Origin of the sequence: Phytopseudomonas seleniipraecipitans (assembly GCF_900102335.1) — a bacterium.
Taxonomy (GTDB): Bacteria; Pseudomonadota; Gammaproteobacteria; order Pseudomonadales; family Pseudomonadaceae; genus Aquipseudomonas; species Aquipseudomonas seleniipraecipitans.
On the sequence record NZ_FNBM01000001.1, the window covers coordinates 506,433 to 524,767 of the forward strand.

The 18,335-nt window shown below is 63.0% G+C and carries 16 protein-coding genes; 12 read left to right on the forward strand and 4 right to left on the reverse strand.

All coding sequences use genetic code 11. The features are described 5' to 3' along the window. Nucleotides 1-115: 115 nt before the first annotated feature. The 12 genes from BLS60_RS02380 to BLS60_RS02435 all read left to right on the forward strand — a co-directional run bounded on the left by BLS60_RS02380 (nt 116) and on the right by BLS60_RS02435 (nt 15,264). Nucleotides 116-2,407, forward strand: coding sequence for a TonB-dependent siderophore receptor (locus BLS60_RS02380; protein WP_092364207.1), 2,292 nt, complete (start codon nt 116-118; stop codon nt 2,405-2,407). Nucleotides 2,408-2,472: 65 nt separating this feature from the next. Then, nucleotides 2,473-3,975: a class I SAM-dependent methyltransferase gene (locus BLS60_RS02385; RefSeq protein WP_208597272.1), complete on the forward strand. Its 1,503-nt coding sequence runs from the start codon at nt 2,473-2,475 to the stop codon at nt 3,973-3,975. Then, a complete protein-coding gene (locus BLS60_RS02390) occupies nt 3,975-4,928 on the forward strand; it encodes an alpha/beta hydrolase (RefSeq protein WP_092364210.1) in 954 nt (317 codons plus the stop codon). Before BLS60_RS02385 ends, BLS60_RS02390 begins: the two co-directional genes overlap by 1 nt. 172 nt (nt 4,929-5,100) lie before the next feature. After that, nucleotides 5,101-6,024: an ABC transporter substrate-binding protein gene (locus tag BLS60_RS02395; RefSeq protein WP_092364214.1), complete on the forward strand. Its 924-nt coding sequence runs from the start codon at nt 5,101-5,103 to the stop codon at nt 6,022-6,024. Continuing rightward, nucleotides 6,021-7,034, forward strand: a complete 1,014-nt coding sequence (locus tag BLS60_RS02400) for a FecCD family ABC transporter permease (protein WP_092364217.1) — start codon at nt 6,021-6,023, stop codon at nt 7,032-7,034. Before BLS60_RS02395 ends, BLS60_RS02400 begins: the two co-directional genes overlap by 4 nt. An 8-nt stretch (nt 7,035-7,042) precedes the next feature. Beyond that, complete coding sequence (locus tag BLS60_RS02405) at nt 7,043-8,086, forward strand: FecCD family ABC transporter permease (protein ID WP_420848391.1); 1,044 nt, start codon at nt 7,043-7,045, stop codon at nt 8,084-8,086. Between the two features lie 40 nt (nt 8,087-8,126). Beyond that, nucleotides 8,127-8,945: an ABC transporter ATP-binding protein gene (locus tag BLS60_RS02410; RefSeq protein WP_092364222.1), complete on the forward strand. Its 819-nt coding sequence runs from the start codon at nt 8,127-8,129 to the stop codon at nt 8,943-8,945. A gap of 196 nt (nt 8,946-9,141) precedes the next feature. Then, on the forward strand, nt 9,142-10,047 hold the full coding sequence (gene cysM, locus BLS60_RS02415) for a cysteine synthase CysM (RefSeq protein WP_070881724.1): 906 nt from the start codon (nt 9,142-9,144) through the stop codon (nt 10,045-10,047). Then, entirely contained in the window at nt 10,047-11,396 is a 1,350-nt protein-coding gene (rlmD, locus tag BLS60_RS02420) for a 23S rRNA (uracil(1939)-C(5))-methyltransferase RlmD (RefSeq protein WP_092364225.1), read from the forward strand. The genes cysM and rlmD overlap by 1 nt, the downstream gene beginning before the upstream one ends. 118 nt (nt 11,397-11,514) lie before the next feature. Continuing rightward, nucleotides 11,515-13,761 carry a GTP diphosphokinase gene (gene relA / locus BLS60_RS02425; RefSeq protein ID WP_092364228.1) on the forward strand — a complete coding sequence of 749 codons (2,247 nt, stop codon included), beginning with the start codon at nt 11,515-11,517 and terminating at the stop codon, nt 13,759-13,761. A 54-nt stretch (nt 13,762-13,815) separates the two neighbouring features. Then, nucleotides 13,816-14,646 carry a nucleoside triphosphate pyrophosphohydrolase gene (gene mazG / locus BLS60_RS02430; RefSeq protein ID WP_092364231.1) on the forward strand — a complete coding sequence of 277 codons (831 nt, stop codon included), beginning with the start codon at nt 13,816-13,818 and terminating at the stop codon, nt 14,644-14,646. Between the two features lie 78 nt (nt 14,647-14,724). After that, nucleotides 14,725-15,264 carry a DUF2058 domain-containing protein gene (locus BLS60_RS02435; RefSeq protein ID WP_092364234.1) on the forward strand — a complete coding sequence of 180 codons (540 nt, stop codon included), beginning with the start codon at nt 14,725-14,727 and terminating at the stop codon, nt 15,262-15,264. A gap of 58 nt (nt 15,265-15,322) precedes the next feature. Here BLS60_RS02435 and BLS60_RS02440 read toward each other — a convergent pair whose 3' ends face one another. From BLS60_RS02440 to purM, 4 genes are all read right to left on the reverse strand, one after another. Next, nucleotides 15,323-15,505: a hypothetical protein gene (locus BLS60_RS02440; RefSeq protein ID WP_070881719.1), complete on the reverse strand. Its 183-nt coding sequence runs from the start codon at nt 15,503-15,505 to the stop codon at nt 15,323-15,325. Nucleotides 15,506-15,725: 220 nt separating this feature from the next. Beyond that, the gene (locus tag BLS60_RS02445; protein WP_070881718.1) at nt 15,726-16,442 is read right to left on the reverse strand and encodes a DUF3108 domain-containing protein; all 717 of its coding nucleotides are present in this window, start codon (nt 16,440-16,442) and stop codon (nt 15,726-15,728) included. Beyond that, nucleotides 16,427-17,101, reverse strand: a complete 675-nt coding sequence (purN, locus tag BLS60_RS02450; RefSeq protein ID WP_092364237.1) for a phosphoribosylglycinamide formyltransferase — start codon at nt 17,099-17,101, stop codon at nt 16,427-16,429. The genes BLS60_RS02445 and purN overlap by 16 nt, the downstream gene beginning before the upstream one ends. Beyond that, the gene (purM, locus tag BLS60_RS02455) at nt 17,101-18,159 is read right to left on the reverse strand and encodes a phosphoribosylformylglycinamidine cyclo-ligase (RefSeq protein ID WP_070881716.1); all 1,059 of its coding nucleotides are present in this window, start codon (nt 18,157-18,159) and stop codon (nt 17,101-17,103) included. Before purM ends, purN begins: the two co-directional genes overlap by 1 nt. Between the last annotated feature and the right edge of the window lie 176 nt (nt 18,160-18,335).

The window sequence follows — 18,335 nt, forward strand, 5'->3', positions numbered from 1 at the left end:
AACTATCATTTGCGCCGTTATGCGGCGGGGGTGGCTCTAGCCAGCCCATTCGACACAGTCGGTACCGCCGCCTTTGCCCCATTCGGGCCTGGACCTTCGCGGTATAGGGACGTCAATGAATCCAAAATACAAACCGAACCTGCTGGCCACGGCCATCATGCTGGCGTTCAGTACGCCGGCGGCGGTATATGCGCAAGTGGCCGAAATTACCCTGGATGAAGCCGCAGCCAGCGGTGAGGGCGCCACGCCTGCCGAGGGCATGCGTGCGCTGGAAATCGGCGAGACGCGTGTCATCGGCACGGCCGAGCAGGAGCTCAAACAGGCCCCCGGGGTATCGGTGATTACCGCTGACGACATCCAGCGCCATCCGCCAGCCAACGATCTCTCCGAACTTATCCGGCGCATGCCGGGGGTCAATCTGACGGGAAACAGCGCCAGCGGGCAATTCGGCAACAGCCGGCAGATCGACCTGCGTGGCATGGGCCCGGAAAACACCCTGATTCTGATCGACGGCAAGCCAGTCACGTCGCGTAATTCGGTGCGCATGGGCCGTTCCGGTGAACGCAATGGCCGCGGTGACAGCAATTGGGTACCGGCTGAAGCGATCGAGCGGATCGAGGTATTGCGCGGCCCGGCCGCGGCGCGCTACGGCTCGGGGGCGGCAGGCGGGGTGGTCAATATCATTACCAAAGCGCCCGGCAAGACGGTTTCTGGCTCGGTGACCGCCTACACCAACATCCCAGAAAATAACGACGAGGGTGCAACCCGTCGGCTGAGCTTCAATACTGCGGGGCCGCTTGCTGATAGCGTGTCGTTTCGCGTCTACGGCAACCTGAACAAAACCGACGCCGACGATGCAAGCCTCAATCAGGCGTACGCCGCGGGCACCAACCCAGGGCCGGCCGGGCGTGAAGGGGTACGCAACAAGGACCTCAATGCGCTGCTGCGCTTCGACCTGAGCGATGAACAAACGCTGGAGCTGGAAAGCGGCTTCAGTCGGCAGGGCAACATCTATGCCGGTGAGCGTGCCCAGGATCACAGCACCACGCTGACCAACACCAGCGCTCTGCTTGGGCGCGAGACCAATACCATGTACCGGCAGACAGCCGCCGTAACTCACCGCGGTGATTGGGAATTCGGCACGTCCCAGCTCGGGTTATCGTATGAGAACACGCGAAATCGACGCATGGCCGAAGCGTTGGCAGGTGGCCCGGAGACGGGCATCAGCGGGCAGGACAAGTCGACCTCAGAGCTGGATAACTACCGCCTGTTTGGCGAACTCAACCTGCCGCTCGAACTTGGCTTCCATCAGACGCTGACAGTGGGTGGCGAATACATCCGTGAAGAGCTCGACGATCCATACTCCAACGGTCAGGCCGCGTCATATGGCGGGATCAGCGTGCCACGTTTCACCGCCGGTGAGCGCAGCGGCAAGTCGGACGCCGACAACTATGCCCTGTACCTCGAAGACAATATCGAGCTGACCCCGGACTGGACCCTGACTCCGGGCCTGCGCTTTGATGACAACAGCATTTTCGGCAGCAACTGGAGCCCGAGCCTGAACAGCTCCTACCGGCTGACCGACACCGTCACCCTGAAAGGCGGCGTGGCCAAGGCGTTCAAGGCGCCCAACCTGTATCAGTCCAATCCGAATTACGTGTACTTCACCAAGGGTAACGGTTGCCCGGATGGTTCGGGTGGCGGTGGTGGCTGCTACATCCTTGGCAACCAGAACCTGGATGCCGAAACCAGCATCAATAAAGAGCTCGGTATTGCCTTCGATGATGCTGGCTGGGTGGCTGGGTTGACGTACTTCCACAATGACTACAAGAACAAGGTCGTTGCCGGCATGGGCGATGGTTCCGACCCTAGTCAGGTATTGCCGGGCGCTGGTGGTACCTACGCAGAGGTTTATCAGTGGGTGAATGCGCCCAAGGCCGTCGTTTCGGGTTGGGAAGGCAACGTCACCATCCCGCTGCTGGGCAACAATGGTGAAACGCTGAGCTGGAACAACAATTTCACCTATATGATTCAGAACAAGAACAAGACCACCGGCGAGCCGCTGTCGGTGATCCCCAAGTACACGGTCAATTCGATGCTCGACTGGACTGTCACCGACGCTCTGGACCTGTCGCTTATCGTCACGCATTACGGCAAGCAGGAGCCACGGCGTCTGACCAGTCAGGGCAGTGCGGCAACCGGAGATGCGTTGCGGGCCCGTGACCCTTACACGCTGGTCGGCCTCGGGGCCAACTACGAACTGAATGACAACTGGCGCTTCGCCGCTGGCATCAACAACCTGTTCGACAAGCAGATACGCCGCGAGAGCATTGCCGGCGGCGAGGGTGCCAACAACTATAACGAGCCGGGGCGAGCGTTCTATGTCTCCGCTACCACCTCGTTCTAGCTAGCGGCAAGCCCAGCCATCGCCCTTGGGGCGGTGGCTTTTTGCGTTTAGACGGATTGATAGCCATGGCTGCCGATTACATCACCGACATTCCCTATCCGCATTTCTTCCAGCGGGAAACCACGCCGATCTGGCTGAGCTTCGCGGCCCGTGCCCTGGGCCGCGCGAGCCCTGACCTGCGTGGGCCGTTCGTGTCCTGTGAGCTTGGGTGCGGTCAGGGCTTCGCCAGTGTGTTGCAGGCCGTCGCCAACCCGAATGGACAGTTCGTGGGGGTGGATTTCAACGGCCAGCACATCGCCCATGCCCGGGAGCTGGCGCGTGTGGCGGGCGTCAGCAACGTGACGTTCATCGAGGACAGTTTTCAGGGCATGCTGGACAACTGCAGCGCTGAGCCACCGTACGATTTCATCATCTTGCATGGGGTGTATTGCTGGGTCTCGGCTGCTGATCGACAACGCCTTCTGCACTTCGTCGATCGCCAACTGAAGCCCGGCGGGATCGTGTTCGTCGGCTACATGGCGCAGCCTGGGCTGGACTTTTTTGCGGCGCCACGGCGTTTCGTTCAACAGTACGCGCAAACCCTCTCCGGCACGTCGGCAGAGCGCGTTGTCGAGGCGCTCCATGCATTGCGACGTCTGTGTGCGAGTGGCGCCGGGTTGGTCGGCCATGCCCCGCAGCTAGCGGCTTACGTCGAGCGCAGCCTGCAGGACGATCCTTTTTACCTTGCCCACGAATTGCTCAACGAACACTGGTCGACGCTGCCGGTCGCCGATGTGATAGCCGCCTTCGCGGCGTCCGGGGCGGGTTATATCGGCAGTGCCAGCCTGATGGACAACATCGACGAGCTATCGCTGCCGGCAAATGTGATCGACCAGCTTGGCGACCTTGCAGGCACCGCATTGCGCGAAACCTTCAAGGATCTGGCGCGTAACCAGACGCAGCGCCGCGACCTCTATCAGCGCGCTACCTGCGCGCTGGACGAGCATGCGCACAAGGCTGCTCTGTTCGATCAGGTCATAGCCGCGTTGCCTGGCGCGCCGACCGCCGGCAACCTGACGTTCGAGACGCGCATCGGTGCGGTCGAGGGCAGCGCGAGCCTGTTTTCGCCGATCCTGCAAGCCTTGGCGCAGCGCCCACAGAGTTTCCCAGGGTTACTGCAGTTGCCGGCGCTGGCAGGGCAGGCGGGGAGTATCAGCCCGGCTTTGCAGGCCTTGGCGTCGGCCGGGCATGTGCATCCTTTGCTGCCAGGGCAGGTCAATGTCGCAGGCTGTCGTGCATTCAACCGGGTCATCTGTGAGCGTGTGCTGGCCGGTGCCCGCTATTCGCACCTGGCTGCGCCAAGCCTGGGCTCAGGGATCGCCGCGGGCTTCCTGGAAATGGCCGCCGCCCGAGTGTTGTTCGACCATCCCGAACTGCGCGGCGCCATGCTATGCCGGACCGTGGACGCTTTGTTGCGCAAGTTGGGTTGGCAGCCGCTGGCCGACCCGGTCGATTCTTTGCAGGCGCAGTTGAGCCGCTTCGAACGCGACACGTTACCGATCTGGCGGCAACTCGGCGTGGTCGGTTGATGAAAACCTGGCTGAGCAGCTTCGTCCTGTTGCTGACCGTGAGTGGAGTCGCCATGGCCAAACCTGACCTCTCCCAGCCACTGGGGCCGACGCTGGCAGACCGTGGCTCGGCTCATTATCAGTTCACCCAGCACACGCTCTCGTCGGCTGACCGTCACCGTCATTACCGCATCTGGGTCGCTGTCCCCACGCGTGCGGCGCCGGTAGCGGGCTACCCGGTGCTTTACCTGCTCGATGGAAACGCCGCACTGGGCGCCCTGCAGGAGGAACAATTGGCCGATCTGGATCGCCTCGGCCCACCGGTGCTGGTGTTTGTTGGTTATGCCACCGCGCTGCGCTTCGATCCCACCGCCCGCGCCTATGACTACACGCCCCCGCTGCCCGGTGGCGAACCGGTGATCGACGACATCAACCGGCAGCGCCTCGGCGGCGGGGCAGATATGTTTCTCGACCTGCTCGAGGAGCGCATCAAGCCGCTGGCGCAGTCACAAGCGAGGATTGATCTGCAGCGGCAAAGTCTGTGGGGGCATTCCTATGGCGGCCTGCTGACGCTGCACGCGCTGTTCACCCGACCTGACAGCTTCCAGCGCTATATCGCAGCCGACCCTTCGTTGTGGTGGCAGGGTGGCTTCATTCTTCAGGAGGCTCAGGCATTTATCACCCGCGACCAAGCGTTCGACCTGACGCTGCTGACGGGTGGCGCAACGCGCAAGCACTCGCCTGCTGGCTGGGACGATCCGGATGTGCGTGCGCGGCGCGAGGCGATTGCCGCAGTGCCGGCCAATGCGGCCGAGCAACTGGCCGGCCGGTTGGCGGCAATCGCGCACGCCATCGTCCGCTATCGGCGCAATCCCGAGCTGAGCCATGGCGCCATGCTCCCGGCTTCGCTGGGCCCTGCACTGCGCCTGAGCGCCGGAGACGATGCCGCTGTCGCCCGAGTAATTGCGCAATGAGCGGTTTCGGCGCGCCAGCGAAGGCCTCTGAATTTACATGTGTAAATGAAATTCCCGAGCATTTTTGCCGCAGTATGGCTGCCGCCGCGCAATCAGCACTGTGCCCTGTCATTCCGTGCGGCCGGCTGCTAGATCGCAGCCGTTCGTTTTACCGTAAAGAAAGGATATTCCGATGATTGCTAGCCTATCCCGACGCTCACGCCTGCTGGCGTTTTCCGGCTTGGTTGCGCTGCTGCCACTGGGCACTGCGCTGGCCGAATCGCGCACCCTCGATACCGCCTATGGTGAGATCAAACTGGAGGGCACGCCGCAGCGAGTGATCACCCTGGGCGAGAATGCGCTGGATGTGGCGCTCTCGGTCGGTGTAAAGCCTGTGGGTAGTGTCGCCACGCGCGGCGGCAGCGACGTATCGGATTATCTCAAGGACAAGGCGGGCGCTATCAAGATTGTCGGCACGGCGCGGGAAACCAACCTGGAGTCGGTGTTCGCCCTGCAGCCTGACCTGATTCTGGCCTCTCCGGAATTGACCAAGGATCAGTACCAGAAACTCAGCCTGATCGCGCCGACTGTGGTGCCGAAGGGCAGCTCATTCGAAGACTGGCGCAACAACGTCGAATTCTACGGTGAGGCCTTGGCCAAACCCGCCGATGCCAAGGCTGCAATCGCCGCTGTCGACACGCGCATCGAAAGCCTCAAGGGCAAGATTGAGCCGGGTCAGGTGGCGTCCGTGGTGCGCTGGAGCCCTCAAGGCCCGGGCGTGATGTCCCAGCACTTGTTCGTCGGCCAGTTACTCAGCCAGCTCGGCTTCAAAGGCACGGCGATGGCGGCGGCACTGACCAAGAAGCCGCACAGCGACGCCTTGAGCCTGGAGAACCTGTCGCGCATCGACGGCGACTGGCTGTTCCTCGCCACCCTCAACGCCGATGGCGACAAGGCGCTGGAGCAGGCGCGTCAGCAGCCAGCGTTCGCCCGTTTGAAGGCGGTCAGCAGCGGCCATGTGCAGAGTGTCGACGGGCAGATCTGGAGCAGCGGCAGCGGGCCGTTGGCGGCCAACGTGATTCTCGATGACGTCGAGAAGGCCATCGCCTCGCAATGACTGCGCAGGTACAGGGCGGACGCCTGGCACTGACCCGTGCGTTGTCGTGGGTGGCCGTGGCATTGGCGCTGCTGTGCCTGGCCAGTCTGTTAGTCGGCGCGGGTGAGGTCGGCATTTTGCGCAGCCTGGCAGCACTGCTCGGCAACGTGGATGACGAAGCACGTTTCGTGCTGCTCGAACTGCGCCTGCCGCGTACGCTGCTGGGGTTGCTGGTCGGCGTCGCGCTAGGTGCCGCCGGCGTAGTGCTGCAGTCGGCGACCCGCAACCCGCTCGCCGAACCTGGTTTGCTGGGTGTCAGCGCCGGGGCGTCCTTCGCCGTGGTGGTGGCGATCAGCCTGGGCGCCAGCGCGGCCACCCTCAATCTCGGCGTGGCCATCGCAGGCGCCATGGCGGGTTGCCTGCTGGTTCTGCTGGTCACCCAGGTGCGTGGTGTCGGAGACGACCCGGTGCGCCTGGTGCTGGCCGGCGCAGCCTTTTCGGGCATTCTCACCGCCATCAGCACCTTGATTCTGCTTCACGACCAGCGCAGTTCTGACGAGATACGTTTCTGGATCATCGGCGCCTTGGCCGGCAGGCCACAGGACGTATTGACCTGGAGTACGCCGGGCCTGCTCCTGGGCTTGCTGCTGCTCGTGCCATTAATCCGTCCACTGGCAGCCCTTGCCCTCGGCGAGAAGATGGCTACCGGCCTCGGCCACCATCCAGGTCTGACTCGGCTCGGCGCCTTGCTGGGCGTCGCCGTGCTGGTCGGTACCGCCACGGCGGCGGCCGGGCCGATGGCCTTCGTCGGCCTGGTGGTGCCGTTCGTGGCGCGCCGCCTGGTGGGGCCGGATATCCGCCGAACCATCGGATTGTCGCTGTTGCTTGGGCCGATTATCGTGTTGTTCGCTGACATTCTTTCGCGCCTGCTGGTCAGCCCCTACGAGCTGCCGATTGGCGTGGTGACCGCGCTGATCGGTGCACCTGTGCTGATCGCCGTGGTGCGCAGCCACCGGTTGCCAACCTTATGAGCCGCACCATGCCCCAGGCACCGAGCGGCTACTGGCTGCTGGCGTTCGGCGCGCTGCGCATACTGTTGAACAGGCGTGGCGTGTTCGCCGCACTGGGGCTCTCGGCTGCCTTGCTGATCATCGCCGGCGTCAGTCTTGCTTCCGGTGCCGCTGGATTGTCACCGTGGACAGCCCTGGCCGCCGCCTTCGGCCAGGGTGAGCCGATGCATGTGTTTCTGGTCCAGGAGCTGCGTCTGCAGCGCCTCGTTGCGGGGTTGCTCACGGGCGCGGCGTTCGGAATTGGCGGCTGCTTGCTGCAGACCTTGGCGCGCAATCGTCTGGCCACGCCGGGGGTGATCGGCATCGATGACGGCGCTACGGCGTTCGCGGTGGCGTCCATCGTTGCGGTACCGACGACCCTGGCGCCCTCGGCGCTGGCGTTGACCGGTGCGACCACCGCCGCGGTGCTGGCGTTCGGCTTGAGTGCCGGCGCGGGCGCGCGCGGCTATCGCTTCATTGTGGTCGGTATCGCTGTGGGCGCGGTGTTTGGCGCGCTGACCAACCTGATGCTGGCGCGCGCCGATATCGATGCCGCCAACGTGGCCTATCCGTGGACGGTCGGCAGCCTCAACGCACGGCCGGCGCTGGCGGTCTGGTTGTTGGGCATCGGCTTGATTGTATGCCTGCCGCTGGTCAAATACCTGGCTCAGCGCCTGGACCTGATGCGCTTTTCCGACAGCGTGGCGGTGGGCCTTGGCGTGCAGCTCAAGTCCATGCGCCTAATGACGCTGATCACCACCGTGCTGCTCACTGCGCTCGCCGTGGCGGTGGCTGGCCCGGTAGGGCTGGTCGCCCTTGCAGCGCCGGAAATGGCCCGTTACCTGAGCGGCCACCGCGGGGTGCCGGTGTTGTGTTCAGCATTGGCCGGCGCGCTGCTGATGACCAGCGCGGACTGGGTAGGGCGCACCTGGCTGGCGCCGATCGAGATTCCCGTCGGGGTGATCACCGCCGGGGTCGGCGGGCCTTACCTGCTGTGGATCCTGTTGCGCCAGCCGTCGCGCAGACTGACATGAAAGGCCACCCGACCCCGGTGGCCACTGTGGAAACGAGCCTATGACCACCTCCAACCTGTTCGCCACCCGGCCCGAGGCCGAGGTCACCCTGCACGCCGAGAAACTGAGCCTGGGCTATCCCCACGCGGCGATCATCGAGGGGCTGTCGCTGCGCATTCCGTCGGGCCAGGTGACGGCTATCGTCGGCCCTAATGGCTGCGGCAAGTCGACACTGCTGGCCGGCCTGTCGCGCCTGCACAAACCGAGCGCGGGCGCGGTGCTGCTCAACGGCAAGGCCATCGGCAGCGTGCCGTCCAAGCAGGTGGCGCGCCAGCTGGCACTGCTGCCCCAGGACGCCACGGCGCCAGATGGGCTGACCGTCTCCGAGCTGATCCGTTTCGGCCGCCAGCCGCACCAGAGCCTGCTGCGCCAGTGGTCAGCGGAGGACCAGGCCATCGTCGACGAAGCGCTGCGCGTAGCCGACTTGCAGGCCCTGGCCGAGCGCCCGTTGGAATCGATGTCGGGAGGGCAGCGCCAGCGCGCCTGGATCGCCATGGCGGTGGCCCAACAAACGCCGTTGCTGCTGCTCGATGAACCGACCTCTGCGCTCGATCTCGGCCACCAGATCGAGGTGTTCGAGCTGATTCGAAGCCTGGCTTCGGTCGGCAAGACGGTAGTCATGGTGGTGCACGACCTGTCCAGCGCCTGCCGCTACGCTGATCACCTGGTGGCCATGAAGGCGGGGTCGATCATTGCCGAAGGCGCGCCGGTCGATATCGTCACGCCGACGCTGGTCGAGGCCCTATATGACGTGCGCTGCACGCTGATGCGCGACCCGGTCAGCGGTACGCCGGTGATCGCCGGCATCACGCGCGGTTAGACGAATCGGTTATCAGGTTAGATCGGTTGGTTTTTTCAATTGTTCGTGGTGGCGCTGAAGGCGCGATATAGCGGGCTGTGTGGCTTATATGAAGCGCCGGCATTCAATCCAGGCGGTCTGTCGTCGGTAGTAGGGCTGGCACCGTTTTGCCGGTATCATGGCCGCCCCCTGCACCCGTCTGGACTCGATCGACGCTATGACCCCGCAATACCCCACGATCGCCGAATGCGTCGGCAACACGCCACTGGTCCGCCTGCAACGTTTGGCAGGCACGACCAGCAACACCTTGCTGGTAAAGCTCGAAGGCAACAACCCGGCCGGTTCGGTAAAGGACCGCCCGGCGCTGTCGATGATCACCCGTGCCGAACTGCGCGGCGACATCCAGCCCGGCGATACGCTGATCGAGGCAACCTCGGGTAATACCGGTATCGCGCTGGCCATGGCGGCGGCGATCAAGGGTTACCAGATGGTCCTGATCATGCCGGACAACTCCAGCGCCGAGCGCAAGGCGGCGATGACTGCCTATGGCGCCGAGTTGATCCTGGTGAGCAAGGAAGAGGGCATGGAAGGTGCACGCGACCTGGCGCTGTCCATGCAGGCTGCCGGCCGCGGCAAGGTGCTCGACCAGTTCGCCAACGGCGACAACCCGGTCGCCCACTACACCGGTACCGGCCCGGAAATCTGGCGCCAGACCGCTGGGCAGATCACTCATTTCATCAGCTCCATGGGCACGACCGGCACCATCATGGGTGTGTCGCGCTACCTCAAGGAGCAGAATCCAGCGGTGCAGATCGTTGGCCTGCAACCTAAAGAAGGTGCAGCGATTCCCGGCATCCGTCGCTGGCCGGAAGAATACCTGCCGAAGATATTCGAATCCGAGCGTGTCGACCGCATCGTCGACATGGCGCAGGCCGAGGCCGAGGACGTGATGCGCCGTATGGCACGTGAAGAAGGCATCTTCTGCGGCGTTTCCTCGGGTGGCTCGGTCGCCGCCATGCTGCGATTGTCCCAGGAGGTCGAGAATGCGGTGCTGGTCGCCATCATCTGTGATCGCGGCGACCGCTATCTGTCCACCGGCGTATACGACGCCCCGGAGCGCTGATGGCCCGCAAGAATGGCGGCTTGCGCTTCCAGCCCAGTGGCGGAACGCGTGCAGCACAGGTGCCGGTCGGTAAAAAGCAGCGCCTCAAGATCGAGCGCCTGGCCAACGATGGTCGCGGTATCGCCTTCATCGACAACCGCACCTGGTTCGTCAGTGGTGCGCTGCCGGGCGAAGAGGTCGAAGCCCGTGTGCTCGACGCCCGCAGCAAGGTAATCGAAGCGCGCACCGAGCGCGTCTTCCAGGCCAGCCCTGAGCGACGCGAAGAGCCCTGCGTGCACGCCCGCGTTTGCGGTGGTTGCAGCGTGCAGCACATGGCACATGAACAGCAGCTGGCCCTCAAGCAGCGCATGCTCGCCGAGCAACTCCAACGCCTCGCCGGGTTGCAGCCCGAGGTATGGGCCGAGCCGCTGAGCGGCCCCGAATTCGCCTATCGTCGCCGGGCGCGTATCGCCGTGCGTTGGGATATGCGCGAGAAACGGCTGGAGGTCGGTTTTCGCGCTGCGGCCAGCCAGGACATCGTCGCCATCAGCGATTGCCCGGTGCTGGTCGAGCCGCTGCAGCCGATCCTGCGTGCGCTGCCCGCATTGCTCAGCGGCCTGCAGGCGCCGCGCGCAATCGGTCACGTCGAGCTGTTCCAGGGTACCGCCAGCGCGGTGCTGGTGCGCCACACCGAAGCCTTGAGCGAGGTCGATCTGGCCCGTTTGCAAGCGTTCTGCTCGGTGCACCACGCTCAGTTATGGTTGCACGGCGAAGGCGAACCGCAACCGGCGGATGCAACGCATGTGCTGGGCTATCGTCTGGACACCTGGGACCTGCAGCTAGCCTATCGACCCGGAGACTTCGTGCAGGTCAACGCTGCGGTCAACGAAGCGATGGTGGCCCAGGCCTTGCAATGGTTGGCGCCGCGTAGCGATGAACGCGTGCTGGATCTGTTCTGCGGGCTAGGCAATTTTGCCTTGCCGCTGGCCCAGCAGGCGCGTGAAGTGATCGCCGTGGAGGGCGTTCAGGCCATGGTTGAGCGGGCCGCCGGCAACGCCCGTGACAACGGTCTGGGCAATGCGCACTTTTATCAGGCCGACCTGTCCAAATCGCTTACTGACGCGGGCTGGGTAGACGGTGGTTTTGACGCCGTCCTGCTCGATCCGCCTCGCGATGGTGCGCTGCAGGTGGTGCAGCAGATCGCAGCGCTCGGCGCCAAGCGTCTGGTGTATGTGTCGTGCAATCCGACCACCCTGGCGCGAGACAGTAGCGAATTGATTCAACAGGGCTATCGGCTTAAAAAAGCCGGTATTCTGGACATGTTTCCACAGACGGCACACGTGGAGGCGATGGCGCTGTTCGAGCGCTAAGATTCAAGCAGTACATGCAGTGGCGCACCGGATTGCGCCGATGTGGTCAAACCGACCGGCTCGCAGAAGCCTGGCGACATTTAGCGGGGTGATGCTCCGCGGTAGGGAAGGTAGCAAGATGGTTCAGGTTAGAGCTCACCAGCCCATCAATGATGATGGCAGTATCAACCTTGAGGCCTGGTTGGAGCACGTTACCAGTGTCGACCCGGCACTCGATCTCGATGCCCTGCGCGACGCCTGCGAGTTCGCCCGAGCGGCGGAGCAGCAGGCCAACGCGGCGCAGAACCTGTGGACTGAGGGCGCGTCCAGCTTCAGTGCCGGGCTCGAAATCGCCGAAATTCTCGCCGACCTCAAGCTCGATCAGGACTCGCTGGTCGCCGCCGTCATCTACCGCGGCGTACGCGAAGGCAAGATTCCCCTGGCTGACGTTCGCCAGCGTTTCGGCCCGGTGGTGGCCAAGCTGATCGAAGGCGTACTGCGCATGGCCGCGATCAGCGCCAGCCTCAACCCGCGCGGCGAATCGCTGGTGCTGGGCTCCCAGGCGCAGGTCGACAACTTGCGCAAGATGCTCGTGGCCATGGTCGACGACGTACGCGTCGCGCTGATCAAACTCGCCGAACGAACCTGCGCGATCCGTGCGGTAAAGGATACCGACGAGGAGCGCCGCCAGCGCGTTGCCCGCGAAGTCTTCGATATCTACGCGCCACTGGCCCATCGCCTGGGTATCGGCCACATCAAGTGGGAACTGGAAGATCTGTCCTTCCGCTACCTGGAGCCGGAACAGTACAAGCAGATCGCCAACCTGCTGCACGAGCGCCGGCTGGACCGCGAGCACTACATCAATGAAGTGATGGAGCAACTGCGCGAGGAGCTCGACGCGACCGGCATTCAGGCGGACATCAGCGGCCGCGCGAAACACATCTATTCGATCTGGCGGAAAATGCAGCGCAAAGGCCTGCAGTTCAGCCAGATCTACGACGTGCGCGCGGTGCGGGTATTGGTTCCGGCGGTGCGCGACTGTTACACCGCGCTGGGCATCGTGCACACGTTGTGGCGGCACATCCCCAAGGAGTTCGACGACTACATCGCCAACCCCAAGGAGAACGGCTACCGCTCCCTGCATACCGCGGTGCTTGGCCCTGAAGGCAAGGTGCTGGAAGTGCAGATCCGCACCTCCAACATGCACGAAGAAGCCGAGCTTGGTGTCTGCGCACACTGGCGCTACAAGGGCACGGACGTCAAATCCGGCTCCAATCATTACGAAGAGAAGATTTCCTGGCTGCGTCAGGTGCTCGAATGGCACGAGGAACTGGGCGACATTGGCGGCCTGGCCGAGCAGTTGCGCGTCGATATCGAACCGGATCGGGTGTACGTATTCACTCCGGATGGCCACGCCATTGATTTGCCCAAAGGTTCGACGCCGCTGGACTTCGCCTACCGCGTGCACACCGAGATTGGTCACAACTGCCGTGGCGCCAAGATCAACGGCCGCATCGTACCGCTGACTTACAGCCTGCAGACCGGCGAGCAGGTGGAGATCATCACCAGCAAGCAGGGCACGCCGAGCCGCGACTGGCTGAACTCCAACCTGGGTTACGTCACCACCTCGCGGGCGCGGGCGAAGATCGTCCATTGGTTCAAGCTGCAGGATCGTGACCAGAACGTCGCGGCCGGCAAGGCGATGCTCGAACGGGAGCTGGCGCGGGTAGCGTTGCCACCGGTGGACTTCGAAAAACTTGCCGAGAAGGCCAACCTGCGCACCGCCGAGGACCTTTTCGCCTCGCTCGGTGCTGGTGACCTGCGCCTGGCGCAACTGGTCAATCTGGCGCAGCAACTGGTCGAGCCTGAACGCGGCAACGAGCAGCTCGAGCTGATTCCTCGCAAGGCCCTGGGCTTCAAGCCCGGCAAGCGCGGCGACATTCAGATTCAGGGCGTCGGCAACCTGATGACGCAGATGGCCGGCTGCTGCCAGCCGCTGCCAGGCGACCCCATCGTCGGCTATATCACCCTCGGGCGTGGCGTCAGTATTCACCGCCAGGATTGCGCCGCCGTGCTGCAACTCGGCGGGCGCGAGCCGGAACGGATCATCCAGGTCAGCTGGGGGCCGGTGCCGGTACAAACCTATCCGGTGGACATCATCATCCGCGCTTACGACCGCTCCGGGCTGCTGCGCGACGTCACCCAGATGTTGCTCAACGAGAAGCTCAACGTGCTGGCGGTCAATACCCGCTCCAATAAGGAAGATAACACCGCCTCGATGTCGCTGACTGTCGAGATTCCCGGTCTGGATGCCTTGGGCCGTCTGCTCGGGCGCATCTCGCAGTTACCCAACATTATCGAGGCGCGGCGTCACCGGGCGCCGTGAGTTATCTGGCGCGAGGTGCAACAGTGTCTCGAGCCGCATCGACTGGATCACACCATGTATCAACTCAACGATCTGCTCGCCCTGATGGCCCGCCTGCGCGACCCGCAGCACGGCTGTCCCTGGGACGTGAAACAGTCCTACGCGAGTATCGTCCCGCACACCCTCGAAGAAGCCTATGAAGTAGCGGACGCCATCGAACGCGAGGCGTTCGATGAGCTGCCGGGCGAGCTCGGCGATCTGCTGTTTCAGGTGGTCTATTACAGCCAGTTGGCGAAGGAGGAGGGGCGCTTCGATTTTGCCGCGGTGGTCGATGGCATCACCCGTAAACTGGTACGTCGCCACCCCCACGTGTTTCCCGACGGCGATCTGTATGGCCCGCTCGATCAGCCGCGGCTGAACGAAGCCGAGGTCAAGCAGCGCTGGGAGGCGATCAAGGCCGAGGAACGGGCCGAGCGGTCGGCGGCGCCGCAGCAATTGTCGCTGCTCGATGACGTGCCGAACGTGCTGCCGGCGCTGAGTCGTGCCAAGAAGCTGCAGGGCCGTGCGGCGCGGGTTGGCTTCGACTGGCCCGATGCTCTGCCAGTACTCGACAGCGTGCGAGAAGAGCTCGATGAAGTGCTCGAAGCGATAAGCGAGAATGACCCGCACGCCATTGCCGAGGAGATCGGAGATTTGCTGTTCAGCGCCACCAATCTGGCGCGCCATCTCAAGGTCGACCCCGAGGCAGCGTTGCGCGCCGCCAACGGCAAATTCGAACGGCGCTTCCGGTTTATCGAGCAGGCATTGCGCGAAGCGGGTCGGCCCATCGAGAATTGCACCCTGGATGAGCTCGACGCTCTATGGGGCGAAGCCAAGAAGAACGAGAAGCAGCGCGGCGGTTGCTGAGCAGGGGCGCATCGGTCGCCTCGACGGAATCCGATGGGCGTGGCCCATCTCTTTAAATTGTCTGCGAATAGGTAGGTTATGGCGATTTCATTACGTGACCAGTTGCTCAAGGCCGGATTGGTCAACGAGAAGCAGGTCAAGCAGGCCAGCAAGCAGCAGCATAAGCAGCAGCGGATGGTGAAGAAGGGACAGGCCGAGGAAGACAACGCCGGTCAGTTGGCTGCCCAGCAGGCCAAGGCCGAGAAAGCAGCGCGTGATCAGGAGCTGAATCGCCAGCAGCAGGAAAAGGCCGAGCAGAAAGCCCGTGCTGCGCAGGTCAAGCAATTGATCGAGATATCCCGGTTACCAAAGTTGACCACCGAGGACTACTACAACTTCGTCGATGACAAGAAGGTCAAGCGCCTGTCGGTCAATGCGCTGATGCGCGACAAACTGAGCCGCGGCTCGCTGGCCATCGTGCGCCATGGCGGCGGTTACGAAGTGATTCCACGGGAAGCGGCGTTGAAAATTCAGGAGCGCGATCCGAAACGCATCCTGCTGCTCAATACGCCAACCGAGGCTGCCGATGAAGATGATCCGTACGCGGCTTATCAGGTGCCTGATGACCTGATGTGGTGAGTGTTGCGCCAGAGCATGAGAAAGCCCGCGATCAGCGGGCTTTTTTGTGTCGATCCAATCAGTGCGTTTGTGCGACTTCGGAGGATTTCAGTTCTGCCTGGTAGGCGACTGCCTCTTCTTCAGAGGGAAATATGCCGACCAACTGGTCGTTCTGATGGACGTCCCAGATGCGTTTTCCTTCGGCCTGGGCTTCATGAGACATGTGGTGTTCGTCACGCTCGGTCACTACTACTACGCTCATTCTTCTTACTCCAGATTTGCCGGATAGATGCGGCGCAAAGCCTTAACGTGCGTGCTTAGTCTGCTAAGCAACGACACAGTTACGACTGTAGTATTTAGTTACAAGTTCCGCAAGCGCTCCGTTTGTCTGTTTTCGATTTGCCCGAGTGGGGGCGAATGAGGCAAATCCCAGGCGTAAAAAAGCCGGGACAAGCCCGGCTTCTTCAGGTGTGGCTTCGGTGTCAGTCGCGACGACCTTCGACGGTCTTGCCGTCGACCGTGCCTGACTTGAGCATGATCTGGTATTCCTTGCCGTCCTTCTCCACTTGATGCAGGCGCACCAGCAGGTGATCCCAGTCCTTGGCGAACCAGAGGATGGTCTTGCGGCTGCTTTGCGTGGGGTCACGGACGCGCTCGACCTTGATCGCATCGATCAAGCCGGCGCTGGTGCGCACCACTTCTTCGCCCAGCACACGGAAGTCGTAGGTTTCGATCTCGTCACCATCGACCACCTGGTAGCTCATGCTTTTCTCGCCAGCGGCAACGTCGTGCTGCAGGGCCAACTGGTAGGTCGACTTGTCCTGCATGCCGCGGTTGAGCGGGAAGCGCACGGGATCGCCGCGGTCGCTGCCGATCACCTGCTTCTGCGACCAATCAAAGTCGAACTCGACGTCCTTGCTCTTGCCCAGGCCGCTGCGCTCGAATTTGTAACTCTGTGGCAGGAAGGCGTCGCCTTCGACCGTAAAGGTACTCTGCTCAGTGAGACCGGCAACCAGCATGGAGGCCTTGAAGACCAGCTGCCAGCGCCCGTCTTCGAGCTTCTGCAGACTACGTTCGGCAGAGCCGCTAACCGGCACCTGTTTCCAGTCCGCGGTGTAATTGGCAGAGAAGGGCTTAGGCTCTTCGGCGAGGGCAGGCAGGCTGAACAACGCCAGGGCTAACATTAAGGCGCGGCGCATGGAGTCTCCTTGCTGTTGATGAGGTAACCGGTGGCCGGAAGGGGATTGCCATCAAGCAATGGACCCGAATCACCGAGGCGTAAGCGGCCCTCGGCAAACCAGCGTACGGCGAGCGGATAAACGTGGTGTTCCTGAGTGTGAACCCGCTGCGCCAGGCTGGCGGCAGTGTCCTGCGACTGTACCGGCACTACTGCCTGTACGACCAGAGGGCCACCATCGAGTTCCTCGGTCACAAAGTGCACCGTGCAGCCATGCTCGGCGTCTCCGGCTTGCAGAGCGCGCTGATGGGTGTGCAGGCCTTTGTGGCGGGGCAGCAGCGAGGGGTGAATATTCAGCAGGCGCCCGTGATAGTGCCGTACGAACGCGGGAGTGAGGATGCGCATGAAGCCGGCGAGAACCACCAACTGCGGCGCAAAGCTGTCGATGGCCTGCATCAGCGCCTGATCGAAGGCGTCGCGGTCAGCAAAGTCGGCATGCTCGAGAACCTGCGTCGCGATGCCTGCTTGCCGTGCACGCTGCAAGCCATAGGCATTGCTGCGGTTGGCGATAACCGCAGCAATACGTGCCGGGTTCCCGCCGTCGCCAGTGCTGTCGATCAGCGCCTGAAGGTTGCTACCCGTTCCGGATAGCAGCACCACCACGTTGCAGGGTTGCGGCATCAGTGGCTTTTCAGGTTGTTCAGCACGACGCGCTCGGCATCTTCGCCAGCTTCAGCGATCTGGCCAATGACCCAAGGCTGCTCGCCAGCGGCACGCAGGGTTTGCAGGGCGATTTCGACCTGATCCTGCGCCACGCAAATGACCATGCCGACGCCGCAGTTCAGCACACGGTGCATCTCATGCTCGTCGACGTTGCCTTTTTCCTGGAGGAAGTCGAACACCACCGGACGCTGCCAGCTGGCCACGTCGATGATTGCCTGGGCGTTGTCCGGCAGTACCCGTGGGATATTGTCGAGCAGACCGCCGCCAGTGATGTGGGCCATCGCCTTGACCGCGCCGGTATCTTTGATGAGTTGCAGCAGCGGCTTGACGTAGATGCGTGTTGGCGCCATCAGCAGGTCGGCGAGCGGCTTGCCATCGAGCTCGGTTTTTTCGATATCTGTGGCGGACACTTCGAGGATCTTGCGGATCAGCGAGTAGCCGTTGGAGTGCGGGCCGGAGGAGGGCAGTGCGATCAGCGCGTCACCGGTGGCAACTTTCGAGCCGTCGATGATCTCGGCTTTTTCCACCACGCCGACGCAGAAGCCAGCCAGGTCATAGTCCTCACCTTCGTACATGCCTGGCATTTCAGCGGTTTCACCGCCAACCAACGAACAGCCGGCCAGTTCACAGCCGTCGCCGATACCGGTGACCACGGTGGCTGCCACATCGACATTGAGCTTGCCGGTCGCGTAGTAGTCGAGGAAGAACAGCGGCTCGGCGCCGCAGACAACCAGGTCGTTCACGCACATGGCGACCAAGTCCTGGCCAATGCTGTCGTGCTTGTTGAGGTTCAAGGCAAGGCGCAGCTTGGTGCCCACGCCATCGGTGCCGGAAACCAGAACGGGCTGCTTGTAGCCGGCCGGGATCTCGCACAGGGCGCCGAAGCCACCCAGGCCACCCATGACTTCAGGACGGGCGGTGCGCTTGGCTACGCCCTTGATGCGCTCGACCAGGGCTTCGCCCGCGTCGATGTCTACACCTGCGTCCTTGTAGCTGATGGAGGGTTGCTTGCTCATAGATCCAGGCCTTTGGAAGGAGAAAAGTCGGAATAGCACCGGCCTTTTGGGGCCGTTCTGCGAAGGCGCGCGATTTTATCAGGCTTGCCCGGCAGCGGCCAGCCACAGCGCCGGGTGGCGGCTGATGTCCGTCTGCCGGGGGCAGGCAATGAAACCCCTATCGGGCGATCGGGTCA